The organism is Kitasatospora sp. NPDC048298 (genome assembly GCF_043201465.1).
GTDB lineage: Bacteria > Actinomycetota > Actinomycetes > Streptomycetales > Streptomycetaceae > Kitasatospora.
In genome coordinates, this window is the sequence record NZ_JBICYZ010000003.1 from 108,360 (window position 1) to 127,876 (window position 19,517).

The 19,517-nt window shown below is 75.5% G+C and carries 11 protein-coding genes; 7 read left to right on the forward strand and 4 right to left on the reverse strand.

Features of this window, described 5'->3' with window-relative positions:
- The first annotated feature begins 4 nt into the window (after nucleotides 1–4).
- The 3 genes from ACGF0D_RS03410 (at nucleotide 5) to ACGF0D_RS03420 (ending at nucleotide 6,650) form a co-directional block, all read left to right on the forward strand.
- Complete coding sequence (locus ACGF0D_RS03410; RefSeq protein ID WP_392913797.1) at nucleotides 5–4,045, forward strand: DUF5682 family protein; 4,041 nt, start codon at nucleotides 5–7, stop codon at nucleotides 4,043–4,045.
- Nucleotides 4,042–6,039 carry a hypothetical protein gene (locus ACGF0D_RS03415; RefSeq protein ID WP_392913798.1) on the forward strand — a complete coding sequence of 666 codons (1,998 nt, stop codon included), beginning with the start codon at nucleotides 4,042–4,044 and terminating at the stop codon, nucleotides 6,037–6,039. The genes ACGF0D_RS03410 and ACGF0D_RS03415 overlap by 4 nt, the downstream gene beginning before the upstream one ends.
- 152 nt (nucleotides 6,040–6,191) lie before the next feature.
- The gene (locus ACGF0D_RS03420) at nucleotides 6,192–6,650 is read left to right on the forward strand and encodes a MarR family winged helix-turn-helix transcriptional regulator (RefSeq protein ID WP_392872158.1); all 459 of its coding nucleotides are present in this window, start codon (nucleotides 6,192–6,194) and stop codon (nucleotides 6,648–6,650) included.
- 109 nt (nucleotides 6,651–6,759) lie between these two features.
- Here the strand turns inward: ACGF0D_RS03420 and ACGF0D_RS03425 are convergent, their stop codons facing one another.
- Both ACGF0D_RS03425 and ACGF0D_RS03430 read right to left on the reverse strand, forming a co-directional pair.
- Nucleotides 6,760–8,511: a sensor histidine kinase gene (locus ACGF0D_RS03425; protein WP_392913799.1), complete on the reverse strand. Its 1,752-nt coding sequence runs from the start codon at nucleotides 8,509–8,511 to the stop codon at nucleotides 6,760–6,762.
- Nucleotides 8,512–8,918: 407 nt separating this feature from the next.
- Nucleotides 8,919–10,196 (reverse strand): acyl-CoA dehydrogenase family protein, encoded by a 1,278-nt coding sequence (locus ACGF0D_RS03430; protein WP_392872152.1) that lies wholly within the window; start codon nucleotides 10,194–10,196, stop codon nucleotides 8,919–8,921.
- Nucleotides 10,197–10,609: 413 nt separating this feature from the next.
- Between ACGF0D_RS03430 and ACGF0D_RS03435 the strand changes: the two genes are divergently transcribed.
- The 3 genes from ACGF0D_RS03435 (at nucleotide 10,610) to ACGF0D_RS03445 (ending at nucleotide 16,421) form a co-directional block, all read left to right on the forward strand.
- Nucleotides 10,610–11,683, forward strand: coding sequence for a GAF domain-containing protein (locus ACGF0D_RS03435; protein ID WP_392913800.1), 1,074 nt, complete (start codon nucleotides 10,610–10,612; stop codon nucleotides 11,681–11,683).
- Between the two features lie 369 nt (nucleotides 11,684–12,052).
- Nucleotides 12,053–13,645: a lipase maturation factor family protein gene (locus ACGF0D_RS03440; RefSeq protein ID WP_392913931.1), complete on the forward strand. Its 1,593-nt coding sequence runs from the start codon at nucleotides 12,053–12,055 to the stop codon at nucleotides 13,643–13,645.
- A gap of 289 nt (nucleotides 13,646–13,934) precedes the next feature.
- A complete protein-coding gene (locus ACGF0D_RS03445) occupies nucleotides 13,935–16,421 on the forward strand; it encodes a hypothetical protein (protein WP_392913801.1) in 2,487 nt (828 codons plus the stop codon).
- A gap of 87 nt (nucleotides 16,422–16,508) precedes the next feature.
- On the opposite strand, the gene ACGF0D_RS03450 is transcribed toward ACGF0D_RS03445, so the two are convergent.
- A complete protein-coding gene (locus tag ACGF0D_RS03450; RefSeq protein ID WP_392913802.1) occupies nucleotides 16,509–17,336 on the reverse strand; it encodes a M55 family metallopeptidase in 828 nt (275 codons plus the stop codon).
- Between the two features lie 12 nt (nucleotides 17,337–17,348).
- The gene (locus tag ACGF0D_RS03455; RefSeq protein WP_392913803.1) at nucleotides 17,349–18,170 is read right to left on the reverse strand and encodes a helical backbone metal receptor; all 822 of its coding nucleotides are present in this window, start codon (nucleotides 18,168–18,170) and stop codon (nucleotides 17,349–17,351) included.
- A gap of 245 nt (nucleotides 18,171–18,415) precedes the next feature.
- Between ACGF0D_RS03455 and ACGF0D_RS03460 the strand changes: the two genes are divergently transcribed.
- A complete protein-coding gene (locus ACGF0D_RS03460; RefSeq protein WP_392913804.1) occupies nucleotides 18,416–19,516 on the forward strand; it encodes an ABC transporter substrate-binding protein in 1,101 nt (366 codons plus the stop codon).
- The last annotated feature ends 1 nt before the right edge of the window (nucleotide 19,517 follow it).

The following is a 19,517-nucleotide window of genomic DNA, read 5'->3' on the forward strand; positions in this document are numbered from 1 at the left end:
TCCCATGAGCAGCGCGGAGATCCACCGCCCGGAGGACACGGACCGCGAGGTCCGGGCCGAGGCCGACCGGCTGGCCGCCTCCGGCACCGGCCGCCCCGGGCCCTACCTGATCGGCGTGCGCCACCACGCGCCGTCCCTCAGCGCGGTCGTCCCCGCGCTGCTCGACGCTGCCCGGCCGCAGGCCGTCCTGGTCGAGCTGCCCGCCGAGTTCCAGCCCTGGCTCGACTGGCTCGCCGACGAGGCCACCCAGGCCCCGGTCGCCCTCGCCGCGGCCCCGGCCGGGGCCGGCGCCGGGAACGCGGCCGGGGACGCGTCCGGGCTCGGGGAGGCGGCCGGGCCCGCCTTCTACCCGTTCGCCGACTTCTCCCCGGAACTCGCCGCCCTGCGCTGGGCCCGGCGCAACGGAGTGGAGGCCATCGCCTGCGACCTCCCGCTCGCCCACCGCGCCGCCCGCACGGCCGAACGGCGACACACCGACGCCACCCCGGACGCGCCCGGAGTCGCCGACGCGCTGCGCCACCGCCTCACCGGACGGGACTCCGACGAGGACCTGTGGGACCGCCTGGTCGAGACGGCCGCACCCGGCTCCACCCCGGAGGCCGTCCGGCGCGCCGCCCTGCTGGTCGGCTGGGCGCTGCGCCGCGACGCCGAGACCGGCCCCGGCGTCGACCCGTACGACCTGCGCCGCGAGGCCTGGATGCGGGCCCGCATCCAGGCCGCGTCGGCCGGCGGGCGCCGGGTCGCCGCCGTGATCGGCGCCTTCCACGCCCCCGCCCTGCTCGACGGCCCGCTCGCCACCGAGGAGCCGCCGCACCCGGACGACCCCGGGCACGTCCTGTCCCTGATCCCGTACACCTACCCGCTGCTCGACGCCCGCTCCGGCTACCCGGCGGGCATCCGCGACCCGGAGTGGCAGCACACCGTCCTGGACGCCGGCGGCGACCCGGAACGCCTCGCCGAGGCACTCACCACCACCGCCGTCCGGATCTGCGCCGCCCTGCGCACCCAGGACCACCCCAGCGGCCCGGCCGACGCCCGCGAGATCGTCCGCCTGGCCGGGGACCTCGCCCGACTGCGCGGCCACGCCGCCCCCGGCCGCGGCGAACTCGTCGAAGCGGTGCAGACCGTCCTCGCCCAGGGCGAACCCCTCGGCCGCGGTCGGGCCGTCGCCCGCGCCCTCGAACAGGTCCTGGTCGGCACCCGCACCGGCCGTCCCACCCCCGCCGCCCCGCGCAGCGGACTCGGCCCGGCCGTCGAGACCCTCCTCGCCGACCTCGGCCTCCCCGGCCCCGCCGACCCAGGCCCGCGCGAACTGCGCCTCGACCCGCTGCGCAGCGACCTCGACCGCCGCCGAGAGGTCCTCCTGCACCGCCTCACCGCCTGCGAGGTCCCCTACGCTGAGGCCGTCGCCACCACCGGCGCCGGCGGCACCGAGACTCTTGGTACCCGCTGGCGCCTGCACTGGACGCCCGCCACCGCCGCCATGCTCACCGTGGCCGGCACCCGCGGCGTCACCCCCGCGCAGGCCGCCGAAGGCGCCCTGCGCGCCCGCCTCACCGACCAGCCGACCCCGCGCGAGATCATCGACGGTCTCACCGCCGCCGCCTCCTGCGCCCTCCCCACCCTCGCCGAGACCCGCCTCACCCAGCTCACCACCGTCCTCCCCACCTCCGCCACCCTCCCCGATCTTCTCGACGCCCTGGCACTCGTCGACCGCCTGACGGCGGGCCACTTCCCTGGCTACACCCCGGGGGGAGGGGAGGCGGTGGCCACCGCCAACGGCGGTGCCGTCGCGGCCGGAGACGGCGGGACGGCTTCGGCGCCTGCCGCCCCTGCCCGCCTCGCCCTCGGGGAGCGGCCCGGCCGCGCCCCGGTGGGAGGGACGGAAGCGGCCGGCGAGGCCGCCGGCGATGGTGGGGCGGTGGCGGCGCCCGGCGCGCTTGACGGCCCCGCCCTCGCGGAGCGGCCCGGCCACGCCCCGGTCGTCGGGGGCGCCGCGGCCGGGAACGGCGCGGTGGTCGGCACGCCCGGCCCCGGTGCTACCGAACCGGCGGGCGGTGCTGGGAAGGCCGCCGGAGGTGGCGTCGACTCCGCTCTTCGCGGCTCCGCCCCGGCCCCTGCCGGAACGGGCGCGACTCCTGCCGGCGGCCGTCCCACCCCCGCAGGAGACGCTCACCCGGGCACCGGCCCCGGCGCGCCGTCCGCACCGACGGGCCGGCCCGTGCTCGCCGCGGCCGGAGAGGTGCTCACCGTCGCCGCCGTGCGGCAGTTGGAGGGGCTGGGCGGGTCGGACGACCCACAGGACGCTCGGGCGCTGGTGGAACTGGTGCGGCGGGCGGACCGGCTCGGTGGGGTGCGGCTGGCGTACGTGCTGGCCGAACTCGCCGAGCAGGGGAGCCCGTTGGTGCGGGCTGCGGCCGGTGCGGTGCGGGTACTGCTCGGGCAGGAGCCGGCCGAGGCCCTGGGCGGCCGGGCCGCCTCCTGGGTGGACGGTGCGACCGGGCCGGAGGCACGCCACGCGCTCGGGCGGGCACTGGTCGGTCTGCTGACGGCTGCGGAGGGCCTGTTCGACTCCGCGCCGCAGGCGTTGGAACCGGTGCTGGAGCGGGTCACCTCGCTGCCCGACGAGGCCTTCCTGGACCGGCTGCCCGCACTGCGCGGCGGGTTCGACACCCTCAGCCCGGCCGCCCGGGACCGACTGCTGGCCCTGGTCGAGGAGCGCATTGGCACCCGGCTCGCCGCTCTCCCCGAGGAGGCCGGCCCCGCCGTGCTCGCCGGCTGGGTACGCGCGGACCTCGCGGCGCGTGCGGCACTCGCCCGTCGCGGCCTCCTGTCCCCGACACCCGTGGAGCCCCCGGTCGCCGCGCCGCCGCCCACGGCCACGTCCACGGAGCTGCCGGCCACCCGTCCCCCCGCCGTGACCACCCCGCCGCGCACCCTCGCCCCCGCCGAGCGCTGGCGGCTGCTCCTCGGCCGCCCGGGCAGCGGCGGCCTGAGCAGCCGTGGCGCCCGACTCGCCACCGCCCTGGACGAGTTGTACGGCAGCGGCCACGGCGAGGGTTCCGGCCCGGGCGTGGACAGCCGGGGTGGCAAGGGCGGCCGCGAGGCCCCGTACCCCGGTGTGAGGGAGTGGGCCGAGGAGTTGGAGTCGCTGTTCGGCCCCGGCGTGCGGGAGGAGGTGCTGGCGGCCGCCGTCGCGCAGGGCCGTACCGACGTCCTGGAGGCGATCGACCCGTCCGCCGTCCGCCCGTCCGTCGACCTGCTGCGCACCGTGCTGGACCACGCGGGCGGTCTGCCCGAGGCCCGGGTGGCCCGGCTGCGCCCGCTGGTGCGGCGCCTGGTGGACGAGTTGAGCCGGGAGCTGGCCACCAGGCTGCGCCCGGCCCTGACCGGGATCGCCGTGCCGCGCCCGTCCCGCCGCCCGGGCGGCGGGCTGGACCTGGACCGGACCATCCGGGCCAACCTCGCCACCGCCCGTCCCGCGCCGGACGGCGGCACCCTGATCGTGCCCGAGCGCCCGGTCTTCCGGACCAGGGCGCGGCAGGCCAACGACTGGCGGCTGATCCTGGTCGTGGACGTCTCCGGGTCGATGGAGGCCTCCACGGTGTGGGCCGCGCTGACGGCCTCGATCCTGGCCGGGGTGCCCTCGCTGAGCACCCACTTCGTGGCCTTCTCCACCGAGGTCCTGGACCTCACGGAGCGGGTGGACGATCCGCTGAGCCTGCTGCTGGAGGTGAGGGTCGGCGGCGGCACCAGCATCGCGAAGGGGCTGCGCTACGCGCGGGAACTGGTGACGGTGCCGTCCCGCACGCTGATCGCGGTGGTCAGCGACTTCGAGGAGGGCGGACCGGTCGGCGGGCTGCTGGCCCAGACCCGGGCGCTGGTGGACTCCGGCGTGCACCTGCTCGGCTGCGCGGCGCTGGACGACACCGGGACGGCCCGTTACTCGAAGGCGGTCGCGGGCCAACTGGTCGCGGCCGGAATGCCCGTGGCGGCGTTGAGCCCGCTGGAACTGGCCCGCTGGGTGGGGGAGAAGGTGCGATGAGTGTGACGGCACGGACGAGCGACTGGCCGGGCGTGCGGCCCGAGGTGGTCGCCGAGGTGGTGGCCGGGCTGAGCGCCCGGCTGCAGAAGCGGCTGGACGGCGCGGCGGCGAAGCTGGCGGAGCGGCCGGTGGTCCGAGAGGGCGACGAGTGGCGGGTGGAGGTGGACGAGGAGACGGTGCTCGTGCTGCACGCCCCGGGCGGGGTGGTCGCCGGGGAGGCCGACGTCCGCTGCGGCTGCCTGCTCGCCCCGGCCTGCGTGCACCGGGCCGCCGCGGTCACCCTCTGCCCGCTCGCCGAGGCCGAGGCCGAGCCCGAGCCGGCGCCCGGGCCCGGGTCCGAGTCCGGGGCCGAAACCGGGACCGAGCCCGGGGCAGCGCCCGAGCCCGGGGGCGGCACCGCGACGGCACCCACGGCGGCGGCCGCCGAGTCGGCCGACCGGCCGGCTCCCACCCCGCTCACCGCCGTCGAGCTCGAAGCCGTCCGCCACCTCCACCGGGCCGCGGCCGCCGTGCTGGCCGCCGGGGTCAGCGGGGCGGGCGCCGTCTCCCAGGCCGAACTGCTGCGCGCGGCCCACCGGGCGCGGCTGGCGGGCCTGCACCGCCCGGCAGCGGCCGCCGTCACCGTCGTGACCCGGGTCCGGGCGGCGCGTTCCGGCGCGCCCGACCACCGGCTGGTCGACCTGGTGGCGGGCCTGCGCGAACTGCTCGGCCTCACCACCGCCCTGGCCGCCGGTGCCGCCCCGGTCGTCGAGCTGCGCGGCACCGCGCGCCAGGCCTACCGGGAGGAGGGCGGGCTGCGGCTCTACGGCCTGTTCGCCGAGCCGGTGCTGACGGCCACCCATGCCGGCGCGGTCAGCTGGGCGGTGGACGCCAACGGGCGTCTCAGCACGATCGCCGAGGTGATGCCGCATGACGACGCGGCGGCCGCCGCCCCGCAGGCGGTCGGGGCCGGCAACCGGACGGTCCGGCTGGGCGACGCCGCGCTCAGCCACCGCGAGTTCAGCCGCGCCGGGCTGGCCGTCCAGGGCGCGACCAGGTCCACCGGCGGACGGCTGGGCGCCGGCGCCTCGGTCCGGGCGGTCCGGGCGGCGGGCACGGCGTGGACGGCGGAGCCGGCCGCTCGGCTCTGGTCCGAACCGGTGCCCGCTCAGGTGGCCCGGGCGCTCGCGGCGCAGGAGTTGCCGTACGAGAGCCGCCCGGCCGGGAGCGACCTGCTCTTCCTGGACGTCACCCTGCTGGGCACCGCCCCCACCGGTCCGGGCGGGACGCCGCAGCTGCTGGCGCGCTGCACGGCGGGGGCGTCGGCGAGCGGGTCGGCGGGCGGGCCGCTGGGTGGCCCGGTGGTCGTCCTGCGCCCGGCGCACGAGCACCCCGACCTCCCCTTCCGGGCGAACCTCGCGCTGCTCGCCACCACGCCCGGCCTGCGGCTGCGGGTGATCGGCCGTCTGGAGCGCGCGGACCGTCCCGAGCTGTGCCTGCTCGCGATCGGCACGCCCCCGGACGACCCCGGCCCGCTCTCCCGGCCCGTGGAGCGGGCGGACCGGGTCAACCTCGGCCTCGAACGCCTCCAGACCGCCGACCTTGCCGCGCCCGCGACGGCCTCCGCCACCCAGGCCGACCCGGTGGACGCATCGACGGCCCAGCCGACGGCCCCGGCATCGGGCCCGGTGCCGTACGGCCCGCCCGTGCATGTGCTCGCCCGGCGGGTCGAGCAGACGGTCACCACGGGGCGGCACGCCCTCGCGCCGAGCGAGGCCTCGGCAGCGGCCGACCGCGCGCTGCTGCGCGCCGCCGGGCTGGCCACCGCCGCCGAACTCTTCGACGGCCTCCGGGCCGGCGCGGCCCACCGGCAGCGCGACGTCTTCGGCCGGATCGTCACGGACGACCACGAGGCCTTCGCCACCGCCTGGTTGACGGCGGCTTCCTACACCGAGGAACTGGCCACGGCGCTGTGCGCGGCGGCCTGGTCCGAGGAGGAGGCGGCCGGGGTATAAGTCGAACTATTTGCACAGAATGGTATTCCGCGCCAACTGGCATACTTGTCAGAGGAAGACGAGGAGACGCGGAACGAGACCTCGTACGACACCGCGCACGGGGCCTCGTCGGGCACAGGGCACGAGCAGCGCGACGGAAGGGTAGGCGAGTCATGGGAATCCGCGACGATGCGGCCGAGATCCGGGCCCGCGGCTGGCGGACGCTCGCCGCGCTGCACGGCATGATCGACACCGCGCTGGAGAAGGCGCTCCAGGCCGAGTTCAAGCTCTCGGTGGTCGAGTACACGGTGCTGGAGGCGCTCTCCCGCCAGGACGGCTGGCACATGCGGATGCAGCAGCTGGCCCGCGCGGCGGCGCTCAGCAGCAGCGCGACCACCCGACTCGTCAGCCGCCTGGAAGACCGGGGCCTGCTCGGCCGCTACCTCTGCGCGGACGACCGGCGCGGCATCTACACCGAGCTGACGCCCGAGGGGCGCGACCTGCTGACGGCCGCCCGCCCGGTGCACGACGCCGCGCTGGAGGCGACGCTGGCCGAGGCCACCGAGGTCCCCGAACTGGCGCCGCTGGTCGAGTCGCTCGCCGACCTGCACCCGCTCCACGCCGACGCCTGAGCCCGGGGCGGGCCCGCAGAGACGGCCTGCCCCGGCCGGACCAGCCCGCCCGGCGGTACCTGGACCGCGCTCATCGGCAGGGCCGGGGCGGCGACGGTCCGTCTGGGCGTCACCGCGGGTCCTCGGACTCCCGGACGGCGGGGGCTTCCCCGGGGGCTCGCGGCGGGATCGAAGGTGCGGGGAGCGCCCCGTGCACCGGCGCGGTGGCGCCGTGACCCACGGTGGGGCCGCCCGACAGGTCGTACATGCGGGGCGGCACGGGCCGGGGAACGACCACGGCGCCGGGCAGTCCGGGGATCTCGGCGCCGACCGGCAGGCCCCCGTTGTCGGGCGCATCGGCACGCACGACGTCGACAGCGGCGGTCCCGCCGCCGTCCGTGGCGTACGGGGCGCCGAAGGGCCCCGGAGCCCCCTGGCCCCCGTCCGGCCGTCCGCCCGTCCCCACGGTCGTCGCGTCCGACGGATCCCGCCCGAGGCCGTCGTGCCCGGAACCCGCCCCCGCCCCCGCCCCGGAACCCGCCCCCGAACCGGAAGCCGACCCCCAACCGGAACCCGAACCGACACCAGCCCCGGCTCCAGGACCGGCCCCAGACCCGGCCCCAGACCCGACTCCATGCCGGAAGCCGCCCCCCGCACTGCCGCCCCCCGCCCCTGGACGCGCGTCGGACGCCGGAGCCCGGGTGATCCGGGCCCCCGACGGCAGCCCCGGCACCGCGGCCGACTGCGGCGGCTGCCCGGCCCGCTCCAGCAGCGCCGAGGGCACCAGCACCACGGCCCGGGTGCCGCCGTACGGGGACGGCCGCAGGGAGACCCGGACGTCGTGCCGGGCGGCCAGGCGCGCGACGACGAACAGGCCGAGCCGCAGGTCGTCGCCGAGCGCGGAGACGTCCAGCTCGGGAGGGTCGGCCAGGTACTCGTTGAGCCGCCGGTGCTCCTCCTCGGTCATGCCGAGCCCGCGGTCCTCGACCTCGACGGCCAGACCCGTCGGGACCTCCTGCGCGGAGACCTGCACCTGGGTGTACGGCGGGGAGAAGGTGGTGCCGTTCTCGATCAGCTCGGCGACCAGGTGGATGACGTCGGCGACGGCCTGCCCGTCGAGCGAGACGCGCGGCACGCTCTGGACGACGACCCGGGAGTAGCTCTCGGTCTCCGAGACGGCGCTGCGCAGCACGTTGACCACGGGCACGGCGGTCCGCCAGCGCCGGGCGGGCAGGGCGCCGCCGAGGATGACCAGGTTCTCGGCGTTGCGCCGCATCCTGGTGGCCAGGTGGTCGACGGCGAACAGTTCGCGCAGCAGTTCCGGGTCCTCGTGCTCGCGTTCCAGCGCGTCCAGCATGCTGATCTGCCGGTGGATCAGGATCTGGGTGCGCCGGGCGATGTTGAGGAAGACCTTCTTCGTCCCCTCGCGGCCCTGGGCCTGGTGGATGATGGCGGCGACCGCGGCCTGCCGGGCGGTGGCCAGGCCCTCCGAGGCCTGCTGGAGGTCGTCGCCGCCGCGCCGGGAGGGTGCCCAGGCGGTCGGGGCGGCCACCTGCTCCCCGGCGCGCAGCCGTTCGACGACCTCGGGGATCTCCTGCCGGGCGAGCGCGACGGTGTCGGCCCGCAGGTCGGACAGCCGCGCGGACAGCGTCCAGGCGGTCCGGACGCCGCGGAACAGGCTGATCAGCACCACCGCGGCGACGGCCGCGCTGCCGGCCAGCAGCGCGGTGCGCTGTCCGGAGTCGCGCAGCAGGTAGACGGCGTAGCCCCAGGCGGCTGCGAGGCCCAGGCTGGGGACCAGCGCGAGGGAGAGGAGCGGGCCGCGGAGTGAGCCGGACCGGCCGGCGCGGTGGCCCGTGCGGCGGGCCGGTATGCCTGGCATCTGATTCCTTGCTGCAGGGCCGCGTCGCGGGAACCGGGACGCCGGTCCGGACCGGTGGGTCCGAGCGGCGGTTCGACCCCGTACGGCGCGGCCGGGCTTCAGGGCGTCGAGGCCTGGGCTGCCGGAGCCGGTGACGTGCTGTCACTGGCCCGGCGGGGTGCAGCGCGGCCGCCGACGGCACGGAACGCTATCAGCCCGAGTGTCGTCGATGAACATCAACTGGCCCGGTACGAGGGCCTGATGGCGCCGTGGCGGCGCTCGTGCCGGACGCTCCGCCGACGCGACGCCGCAGCTCACGGCCATCGGCCCGGTCGAAGCGGCGGTCCCCGGAGGTCGGGTGAGGCCCCCGGGGAGAGGCCGTCAGGAACAGGTCAAGTACCGCTCGTGGCGGGACGGGCGGACGGGTCTCAGCCCGCGAGTGGCATCGGCAGCACCCGTCCGCCCTGTCCCGGCGGCTTCTCCACCGGGGCGTCCCGCTGGGCGGCGAGTTCGCTCCAGGCCCAGCTGGTCAGGTCGGACAGCTCCGCCGACCACTGCTTGCCGTACGTGCCCGAGGCGAACTGCCCGAGCCGCAGCCGCTGGACGTCGGAGGTGCCGGCCGGCGGGTAGACGTGGGTGGCGTCCCTCAGGTAGCGCTCGATGCCGAACTCGGGCTGGAGTCCGCGGGCGGCGTGGATCTCCATGGCGTTGCGCGCGGAGTCCAGCGCGTACTCGGTGTTGATGAGCTTGGCGTTCATCAGCTCGGCGTCGCAGGCGCGGCCGTGGTCGAGCAGGTGGGAGGCGTGGTAGGCGGCGAGTCTGGCGGTCATCAGCCGGGACTGCATCTCGCCCAACTTGAGCATGATGTTGGGAAGTTGGTTGATCGGCTGGCCGTACAGGACGCGCCCCTCGGCGAACCGGACGGTGTCCTCGACGATCGCGGTGTGGATGCCGAGCGCGACGGCGGCGAGGTTGATCCGCCCGTAGAGGGTGGAGGAGGAGTAGGCGACGTCCAGGCCCTGCCCCTCCCGGCCGAGCCGGTTGGCGGCCGGGACTCGGCAGTCCTCCAGGAGGATCTCGCCGAAGCTGAAGCCGTGCAGCCCGCTCTGCGACCCGGGGGAGCCGGTGCGGAACCCCACGCGGTCGCTCTCGACCAGGAAGGCGGACAGGCCCCGGCTGCCCCGGCCGGTGCGCAGGACCACGCCGTGCACGTCCCCGATGTGGGAGTTGCCGACGAAGCACTTGCGGCCGTTGAGCACGTACTCGTCGCCGTCGCGGACCGCGGTGCCGGTCATCCCGAGCACGTGCCCGCCGGACTCCGGCTCGGTGACGGCGATGGTCGGCAGGCACTCTCCGGAGGCGAACTTCGGCAGCCACTTGCGGCGTTGGGCCTGGGAGCCGTAGTGGAGGACCTTGGCCACGCCCAGCTGGGAGGCCTGCGCGATCGAGCCCGCAGCCCCGCTGACCCGGGCCAGCTCCTCGATGATCACGGTCTTGGCGACGTGCCCCAGGCCGAGGCCGCCGAACTCCCGCGGGATGGTCACGCCGATCCAGCCCTGGCGGGCGATCTCCCGGGCCAGCTCGAACTCGATCTTCCGTTCGGACTCCATCCTGGTCACCCTCGGACGCACCTCCTTCTCCGCGAAGTCACGGACCTCGGCGCGAAGGTCCTCGTGACGGTCGTCGGTGAAGTAGTCCATCGCCATTGCTCCGGTCCTCTCGATGCGTGTGGTGCCGTGCCTCCGTCCGTGCCGTCGATGCCGCTCCGGCGACGCCCTCGGGGGGCGGTGGGGGTGCGGGAGTTCCGGCCGGTCGCCCCGGTGCGATCGGCGCATGCGTCACGGGGCGGTGTCCCGGCGACGGGCGCCGTCCGTGTCTTCGGCAGGGCTCATTGTTGTATGGGGCACCGGGGCATCCCAGAGTCGATCTTGGATTGGCGGGATTCGGTCCGTCCCCGCCGGGAGGGGTTTCGCCCGGACCTCGGACGGGAATCGAACTTCGCTTCCGTGACGGTCCGTCGACCTGTCGTTCACGTGCGGTTTTGACAAGCCATCGGCAAGGCCCAGGAACGCCCGATCGAAGCGGTCCAGCCGTTCTGATGTCTGGTTACATGTGCGCCATGACTGATGTGATGAGCACTCAAGGCCAGTTCCCGGGTGCCTCCGGGGAGTCCGCGCGAACCCGCAGGCTGCGCGGCCTTGGGCTCAACGACCCGTCCGCGGACGAGGCCTTCGACCGCTTCGCCCACCTGGCAGCCAGTATCACGCGCGCTCCCATCGCGATGGTCAACTTCATCAACGACGAGCGCCAGATGTTCCGGGGGCTCTACATCCCGCCAAGTTCGGCCGACGCCCCGGCCGAGGACGGGTCGTCCTGGGCGGACCGTGGCATCGCCTTCGACCTCCCCAGCCGCGAGATGCCGCTGAGTCACGGCTTCTGCCCGCACGTGGTCGCCCAGCGTTCCCCCCTCGCCCTCGACGACATCCTCGCCTACCCCCGGTTCGCCGGGAACCCGGTGGTGGACGAACTCGGCGTCCGCGCCTACCTCGGCGCCCCCCTCGTCGACGACACCAACACCGTCATCGGCACCGTCTGCGTCCTCGACCGGGAACCCCGGCAGTGGGGGCGCGAGCGGCTGCGCGACATCCAGCACCTCGCCGAGGCGCTGCTCTCCGAGATCCGGCTGCGCGACAGCCTGCTCGCCCAGCGCCAGGAGATGTTCGCCGCCTTCGACGGCTCGCCGTTCCCCATCATGCTCACCGAGGGCCCGGGCCAGGAGATCCGGTACGCCAACGCCCAGCACGCCGACACCTTCGGCGCGCCGACGGCCTACGGGACGATCGGCGCCGCGTACCCGCTGCTCGGCGCGGCAGGCCTCGAACAGACCGTCGTCGAGGCCTACCACACCGGTCGCACCGCCGTCCTCGACGACGTCCGGATCCAGTCCGCCCGCCCGGACGCCCAGCGCGGCCCACAGGTCTTCAGCTTCACCTGCACCCCGCTGCGGGCCGCGCTCACCGGCCGGATCAACGGTGTCCTCACCGTCGGCATGGACATCACCGCCCGCTCCCGCACCGAGGAGGAGCTCGGCACGCTGGCCGCCCTGCTCGTCGACCGGCTCCAGCAGAGCGGCGCCTCCGTGCCCGGCCGCTCGGCCATCGCCGGCGAGGCCGGACCCCGCCTGCCCGGCTGAACCCCGGCCGGTGCGGACCGTCCACCACCGTGGCGGGCTCCTCTCACCCCCGTGGAGAGGACCCCGCCACGGTGCCGCCATGATGTCGTCCGGGGCCGGGAGTTCACCGGGAGCCCGTCGGAGCCGAACCCCGCCTGATCCCGTCGGAGCCGAACCCCGCCTGATCCCGTCGGAGCCGAACCCCGCCTGATCCCGCCCGAGCCGAACCCCGCCTGAGCCCGCCCGAGCCGAACCCCGCCTGAGCCCGCCTGAGTCGGAGCCCGTCCGAGCCCGCCGGGCCCGCCGTCCGGGCCGAGCGGGTGAACCGACCCCGTACCGCCGCCCCGACCGGCCCCGCGCCCGGGGTCCCGGGTGGTAGGCATGGGCCGCATGGACTGGTTCGCCGCCCCCGACTACTGGCTGAGCCGACTGCTCGTCCAACGCCTGCTCGCCGCCCTCTACCTGATCGGATTCCTGGCCGCCGCCGCGCAGTTCCGCGCCCTGATCGGCGCCGACGGCATGCTGCCCGTGCCCCGGTTCACCGCCCGCGTCCCGTTCCGACGGTCACCCGGCCTGTTCCACCTCCACTACAGCGACCGGTTCTTCGCCGCCGTCGCCTGGAGCGGCGCCGCCCTCGCCGCCGCCGTGGTGGCCGGGCTCGGCGACGCCGTCCCGCTCTGGGCGTCCGTCCTGCTGTGGACGGCGCTCTGGAGCCTCTACCTCTCCATCGTCAACGTCGGGCAGACCTGGTACTCCTTCGGCTGGGAGTCCCTGCTGCTCGAAGCCGGCTTCCTCGCCGCGTTCCTCGGCAACGCCGACACCGCCCCGCCCGCCCCGGTGCTCTGGCTGATGCGATGGCTGGTCTTCCGGGTCGAGTTCGGCGCCGGACTGATCAAGCTGCGCGGCGACAGCTGCTGGCGTGACCTGACCTGCCTCCAGTACCACCACGAGACCCAGCCGATGCCCGGACCGCTCAGCTGGTTCTTCCACCACCTGCCCGCCCCGCTGCACCGGGTCGAGGCCGCCGCCAACCACGTCGTCCAACTCGTCGTACCGGTCTGCCTGCTGCTGCCGCAGCCGGTCGCGAGCTACGCGGCCTGCGCCGTCCTCGCCACCCAGCTCTGGCTGGTCGCCTCCGGCAACTTCGCCTGGCTCAACTGGCTGACCATCGCCCTCGCCCTCGCCGCCGTGCAGCCCGCCCGCCTCGGCCTGCCCGTCCACGCCCGCGCGTACCCCGGCGCGCCGGTCTGGTACGAGGCGCTGGTGATCGCGCTGACCGCCGCCGTCGTCGTGCTCAGCTACTGGCCGGTGCGCAACATGCTGTCCCGCGGCCAGGCCATGAACCGCTCCTTCAACCGGCTGCACCTCGTCAACACCTACGGCGCCTTCGGCAGCGTCAACCGGCTCCGCCAGGAGGTGGTGGTCGAGGGCACCGACGAGGCGGTGCTCACCCCGCACACCGTCTGGCGCGAGTACGGCTTCAAGGGCAAGCCCGGTGACGTCCGCCGACGCCCGCGCCAGTTCGCGCCCTACCACCTGCGGCTCGACTGGCTGATGTGGTTCGCCGGCATCTCGCCCGCCTACGCCCGCCCCTGGTTCCTGCCCTTCGTCGCCCGCCTGCTCGCCGGCGACCGGGCCACCCTGCGCCTGCTGCGCCACAACCCCTTCCCGGATGCCCCGCCGACCCACGTCCGGGCGACCCTCTACCTGTACCGGTTCACCGATTGGCGCGAACTGCGGGAAACCGGCGCGTGGTGGCACCGAACCGCGCTCAGCGAGTACCTCGCGCCGGTCGATCTGCGGGCCCTCGGCCGCGCCGGGTACAGGCCGCCGCCCGGCCGGCGGGGCCCGGCGGGAGGCCGGGGCGTCCGGGAGGTGCCGCTGGAACGGTTCCAGCGGCCCGGCCGCCGGTCCGGCCGCCGGTCCGGGCCGTCCGGGCCGTCCGGCGGGGGACGGCGCGGGTCCCGCGGAGAGAAGCCGTGAGCAGCACGGACACCCGTCCGGAGCAAGGACGGACCAAGGACGGACCGCCGTGCGGACCACCCGTACGGACCGCCCGAGTGGCGGCCAGGCGAGCGGTATGGCATACGACACCCGCCCATCCGGGCGGTGGGTGCGTGCAAGGCTCGAACGGGCACCCGTATTCTGGGCGTCCACAACCGGCAGCCCGACCGCGCGCCCCCCTTGCCCCGCCTCAGGGGCGACCCCGCGCACCCGGTCCGCCGCCCCCTCGCCGCCAGCCCCGCCGTCGTCGCCCAGAACCGGACCTCACATGACAGTGCTTCACTCGCGCAACGCCGACGCAGCCGACCCGGCGGACGTCGCCGACGCCGCAGACGTCAAGGACCCCCAGGACGCCGCCGCGGAGCCCGACCTCCGCGAGGACCTCGGCCGCTACGCGGAGCTCGGGGCCTTCACGCTCACCGCCGAGACCCACGCCTGGTACGCGGCCGTCGACACCGTCGCCACCCCCGAGGACGCCCGCGCCGCCTCCACGGCCCTCGCCGAGCTGCGCGGCAGCGACCTCCAGCAGACCTGGGAGGCCGTCGCCGCCCTCGCCGCCGACGCCAAGCTCGAAGAGCCCGACACCGTCGCCAAGACCGCGCTCCTGGTCGAGATGCTCCAGCGGGTGCACCGCACCTCCGGGACTCTCTTCCCCGCCGCGTACGACGCCGACCTCGGCGCCCTCGCCGCCGCCACCGCCGACAGCACCTGGCGCCGCGAGAACGGCGTCAAGCTCTCCTGGCTGCGCGGCCGCTCGCTGCGCAAGCAGGCCGTCGCGCTCGCTACCGACCGCCGCATCCGCCGGGAGGACCTGCACGAGGCCCTCACCTCCGCGGAGATCGAGCGCCGCGCCTGGGCCGCGCTCGCCCCGGTCGGCACCCTCCCGCGGGTGCCCGCCGACGGCGCCCTGGTCGACCGCACCGCCCAGGCCTTCGAGGCGATCAACACCGGCCTGCGCGGCCTCGCCCGCCTGCTGCCCGACCACGACCTGGACGGGCTGCCCTTCGCCGAGCTGATCGACCTGGTCGAGCGGCTCGCCGCCGACGAGGGCACCCTCTACCGCCTGCCCACCATCCGCGGCCTGCGCGCCGGGCTGGAGGAGGCCGGCCTCGCCGACCTGCTCGCCGAACTCGCCGCCGCCAAGGCCGACCGCCGCGCCGCCGAGGCCGCCTACACGGCCCGCCAGGCGCTCGCCGGCGGGCAGCGGGACGGGCTTGCCGAGCAGGCGGCCGCTGCTGCGGTCGAGGAGACGGTGGTCGAGGAGCAGCCGGGTACCGAGGAGACCGCGGAGGCGGCGGCCGAGACCGTGGTTGAGGTCAAGGTCGAGGCCGAGGTCGGCGCCGAGGTCGACGGTGGGACCGGTGCCGAGGAGGCTGCGGCCGAGCAGTCCGGGACCGACGAGCCGGGGATTGAGGAGCCGGTCGCCCGGGCTGACGCCGAGGCGGCTGCCCTGCAGGCGCTGGCCGCCGGGCAGCGGGACGGCCTCGTGGAGGAGGTCCCGGTCCTGGTGACGCCTGTGGCGGAGTCGGCCGACGACGCTGCTGCGGCGACTGTGACCGAGGCTGCCGAGGCCGACGTCGTGGCGGAGGTCGAGGTAGAGGCCGGGGCAGAGACGGCGTCGGACGCGGGTGCCGCTGATGACGAGCCGTCGGCGGCGCAGGCCGAGGAGGAGACGCCGGTCGGCGTGGTCTCCCTCCCCGCGCCCTCCCCGGCGGCCGACGACCTGGTGGCCGCCGCGACCGCCGCTCTGGCCGAGGCCGCGGACGAGCCGGCGGCGGAGATGGAGCCGGAGGGCGCCCCGGTCACCGAGACCGCCGAGGTCGTTGAGGTCGTAGAGGTCGAGGAGACCGCTGCCGAGGTCACGGTCGAGGAGCCGGCCGTCGAGGACACGGTCGAGCCGGTGGTCGAGAACGAGCCTGAGGCTGTCGTCGCGGAGCCCGCCGTGGACGAGCCCGCCGTCGCGGTCGAGGAACCGGTCGTTGAGGTCGAGGAGGCCGCTGCTGAGGTCGCGCCGGCGGCCGAGACCGAGGCCGAGCCTGAGGCCGTAGCGGCGGATCCTGTCGCTGAGGAGTCGGCCGAGGTCGAGGTTGCCGATGCGGCTGTCGAAGCCGTCGAGGCTGAGGTTGAGTCGGTCGTTGAGATCGGGGCCGAGGTCGTTGTCGAGGCTGATGAGGCTGCGACCGAGGCCGCTGAGGTAGTCGCCGAGGTCGAGCCCGAGGTCGTCGTGGTGGAGCCTGCGGTCGAGGAGCCGGCGGTTGAGGTCGAGGAGGTCGCGCCGGCGGCCGAGACCGAGGCCGAGCCTGAGGCCGTAGCGGCGGATCCTGTCGCTGAGGAGTCGGCCGAGGTCGAGGTTGCCGATGCGGCTGTCGAAGCCGTCGAGGCTGAGGTTGAGCCGGTCGTCGAGACCGAGCCCGAGACCGTTGTCGAGGAGCCCGTCGCCGAGCCCGAGGCTGTTGCCGTAGAGGTGGCGGAGCCGGTCGTCGAGGCAGAGGAGCCGGTCGTCGAGGCCGAGGCTCCCGCCGCCGAGCCGGAGGCCGAGGCCCGTCCCGCGAAGCCGGACTTCACGCCCGGTCGCCCCGTGACCGCCTACTCCGCCGAGGAACTGCTCGCCGTCGTGCGGTGGGTGGACGGTGACGGTGTCGAGCGGAGCGACGAGGAGCTGCTGCGGGCGGCCATGAAGGAGCTGGGCTTCGCCCGCCTCGGCCCCCGGATCAAGGAGGCGCTGGGCGCCGCCGTCGCCGCCGCGCGCGGCTGACGACGTACGGCCGCAGGGCCGGGGGCCCGGGACGCGAGCACGCGTCCCGGGCCCCGTCGTGTTCCGGGGGTGAAGCGGTGCCCTCCGTCAGCCGGGCTTGATGGTCGCGAGCTGTGCGAGCAGCAGCACCAGCCGGTACGCCTCACCGAAGTCGGCGGCGCCGAAGGCGACCGTCCGGCCGCCGCCGGCGCGTGAGACACCCGGCACAAGTGTCGCGAGGTCGACCATGAACGGCGCGGAGAGGTCGACCTCGACGTCGAGCGGTCCGACGAGGGCCAGCGGGGGAACGTCCGCGCGCCGTGTGACGGCCTCGGCGGCCGCACGGCGCAGCCGTTCCCGTGCCTCCTCGGGATGGAGGGCGACGGCGGCGCTCTGGCCCAGGGCCTGCTTGACCGCGACGGTGACCGCGGAGGGGAGTAGATCACGCAGTTCGGCGCAGGCGCGGTCGTCGCCGCTGAGCAGGACGACCGGTACGCCCAGGTGCCCGGCCATGGCGGTGTTGAGACCGATCTCGCCCATGGAATGCCCGGTCACGCGCACGTCGAGGATGCCGTCGTTCATGGTGTGTGCCAGTACGGCCGGGCCGCAGCCGGCCCGGGCGTGGTAGCCGACGAGCAGAACCGCGTCGGTCCGGTCGTCGAGCCCACCGAGCATGCCCAGCGGACGTGGCTTGCCACGCACCAGGCAGGCTCGTCGGTCGAGTTGCTCCGGCAGCAGGTTGCGGAACGGCCCGTGCGCGTCGGCGACCCACACCTCGGCCGCGGGGTCGGCGTCCAGCACCCCGGCGATCACGCTGTTCGCCTCGGCCGTCGCCATTGCGCGACCGCGTACATAGTCGTAGTGATCCGGATTCGTCTCGGTGGGATGCACGATCCCCGAGATGCCCTCCATGTCGACGGAGATGAGAACCTTCATGCCTCGGGGAGTCTAGGCGCCGCCCGTGCCACCAGGACCGAGCGGGTGGTCGAGGGCCCGCCGAAGCACGGCCGGGGCGGTCACCAGCGACGGCCCGTACCAGGTCAGGTGCCGTCCGCTGACCAGTGCCGCCGGTGTGTCCGGGAAGGCCTCCGGTCCGTCCTCGGCCGTGAACCGGTACGGCTCGTCCGGTAGGACCACCAACTCCGGCCGACAGGCGATCAGTTCGGGAAGCGGGACGGCGGGGTAGCGCTCGGGGTGGTCGGCGTGGACGAGCCGCAGGCCCAGCCGGCGCAGCAGGTCCCCGGCGAAGGTGTCGCTCCCGAGGACCATCCACGGGCGGCGCCAGATCGGCACGACGGCCCGCGGGCCGTCGGCGTCCGGAGGAGTGCCGCCGCTGCCGACGGGGGCCCAGGCCGCCTCCGCCTCGTCCAGCCAGGCCGGGCGGGGCAGCCCGCAGGCGGTGGTCAGCAGCCGGTCCAGGGAGCGGAAGGCGTCGTCCAGGGTGCGGATGTCGGTGACCCAGACCGGGACGCCGGCCGCCCGCAGCGCGTCCAGGTCGGGGCGCCGGTTCTCCTCGTCGTTGGCGAGGACGAGGTCGGGTGCGAGCGCGAGGATGCGCGGGACGTCCGGGTTCTTGGTGCCGCCGATCCGGGTGACGGACAGGTCGGCGGGGTGGCTGCACCAGTTCGTGGCGCCGATCAGCAGCCCGGGTGCGGTGGCGGCGACCGCCTCGGTCAGCGAGGGCACCAGCGAGACCACCCGGCGGGGCGGGCGCGGCCCGAGCCGGACGGGGAGGTCGAGGTCGTCGCGCGGGGCGGTGGGGGCGGCCATCCGGCCAGCCTACGTCCGGCTCCCCGGCGAGGGGGCGCGCCGCCGACGACCGGTCGCGAATCGCGGGGAACCGGCCGCCCGGGCCGTCCGACTACCTGGTCCGGGTCCGCAGCACGGGCCCTGGCACGCACGAGCACCGAGTGCCAACGCTGAGCACCAAGCACCAAGCACCAAGCACGCAAGCACCAAGCACCAAGCACCGAACACGATCGCCGAGCGCGATCACCGACCAGGAGAGAGTTGTCATGCGCCCTCGCGTCGTCTGCGGAATCGCGGCCGCCGTCGCCCTGTTCGCCACGGCCTGCGGAAGCGGGACCGGGGGCGGGCAGAGCGCCTCCGTCACCGTCCAGCCCGCCCCCGGTGGTGGATTCCCCGTCAAGGTCGCCGACTGCGCGGGCAAGGAGACCACCATCGCCAAGGCGCCCGCCAGGATCGTCACCAGCAACGCCTCCAGCCTGGAGCTGCTGCTCCGACTCGGCGCGGGGGAGCGGGTGATCGGCACCGGCTTCCCGCCCGGCAAGGGCACCCTGCCCGCCGACCTCGCCGAGCAGGGCGCCAAGGTGCCGGCGCTCGGGGACAAGGGCATAGCCAAGGAGAAGCTGCTCGGTTCCGGAGCCGACCTCTACGTGGACACCTTCGGCGCGATGCCGATGATGGGCGGCGGCGCCACCGGACCGAGCGAGGAGGAGTACGCGGCGGCCGGCATCCAGCACGTCTACCTGCTCTCCACCGCCTGCGCCGGGACACCGAAGGCCGCCAAGGCGCCGCGCACCGACCTCGCCGGGATCGAGGAGGACGTCCGCCGGCTCGGCGCCGTCACCGGAACCGCCGCGCGCGCGGAGGAACTGGTCGCCGGGATGGAGAAGCAACTCGGCGAGGTCCGCACCGCGCTCGCCGCCGTACCGGAGGCACAGCGGCCGAGCTACTTCGTCTTCGACTTCGACGCCGGCACCAAGCAGCCGGTGGCGGTCTGCGGCCGACAGGTCGCCAACGCCGTGATCAGCCAGGCCGGGGCGCGCAACGTGTTCGCCGACTGCGACGCCGACTTCAAGCCCGGCTCCTGGGAGGACGTGGTCGCCAAGAACCCGGACTGGATCCAGCTGGCCGTGCGCAACCGGGGCAGCGAGGAGGCCACCCGCAAGGCCTTCGACGAGGCCGAGGCCTTCCTGAAGAGCTTTCCCGCGACCCAGGGCCTGAAGGCCGTCCAGGAGGGGCACTTCGTCCGGCTCGGCTCCGAGGTGACCACCATCGCGGGGGTCCGCAACGCCGACGCCGTCCGGCAGATCGCCGCCACCGTCCACCCGGACCTGGTCAAGAGCTCCGACCTCGCCAAGAACGGGCAGTAGC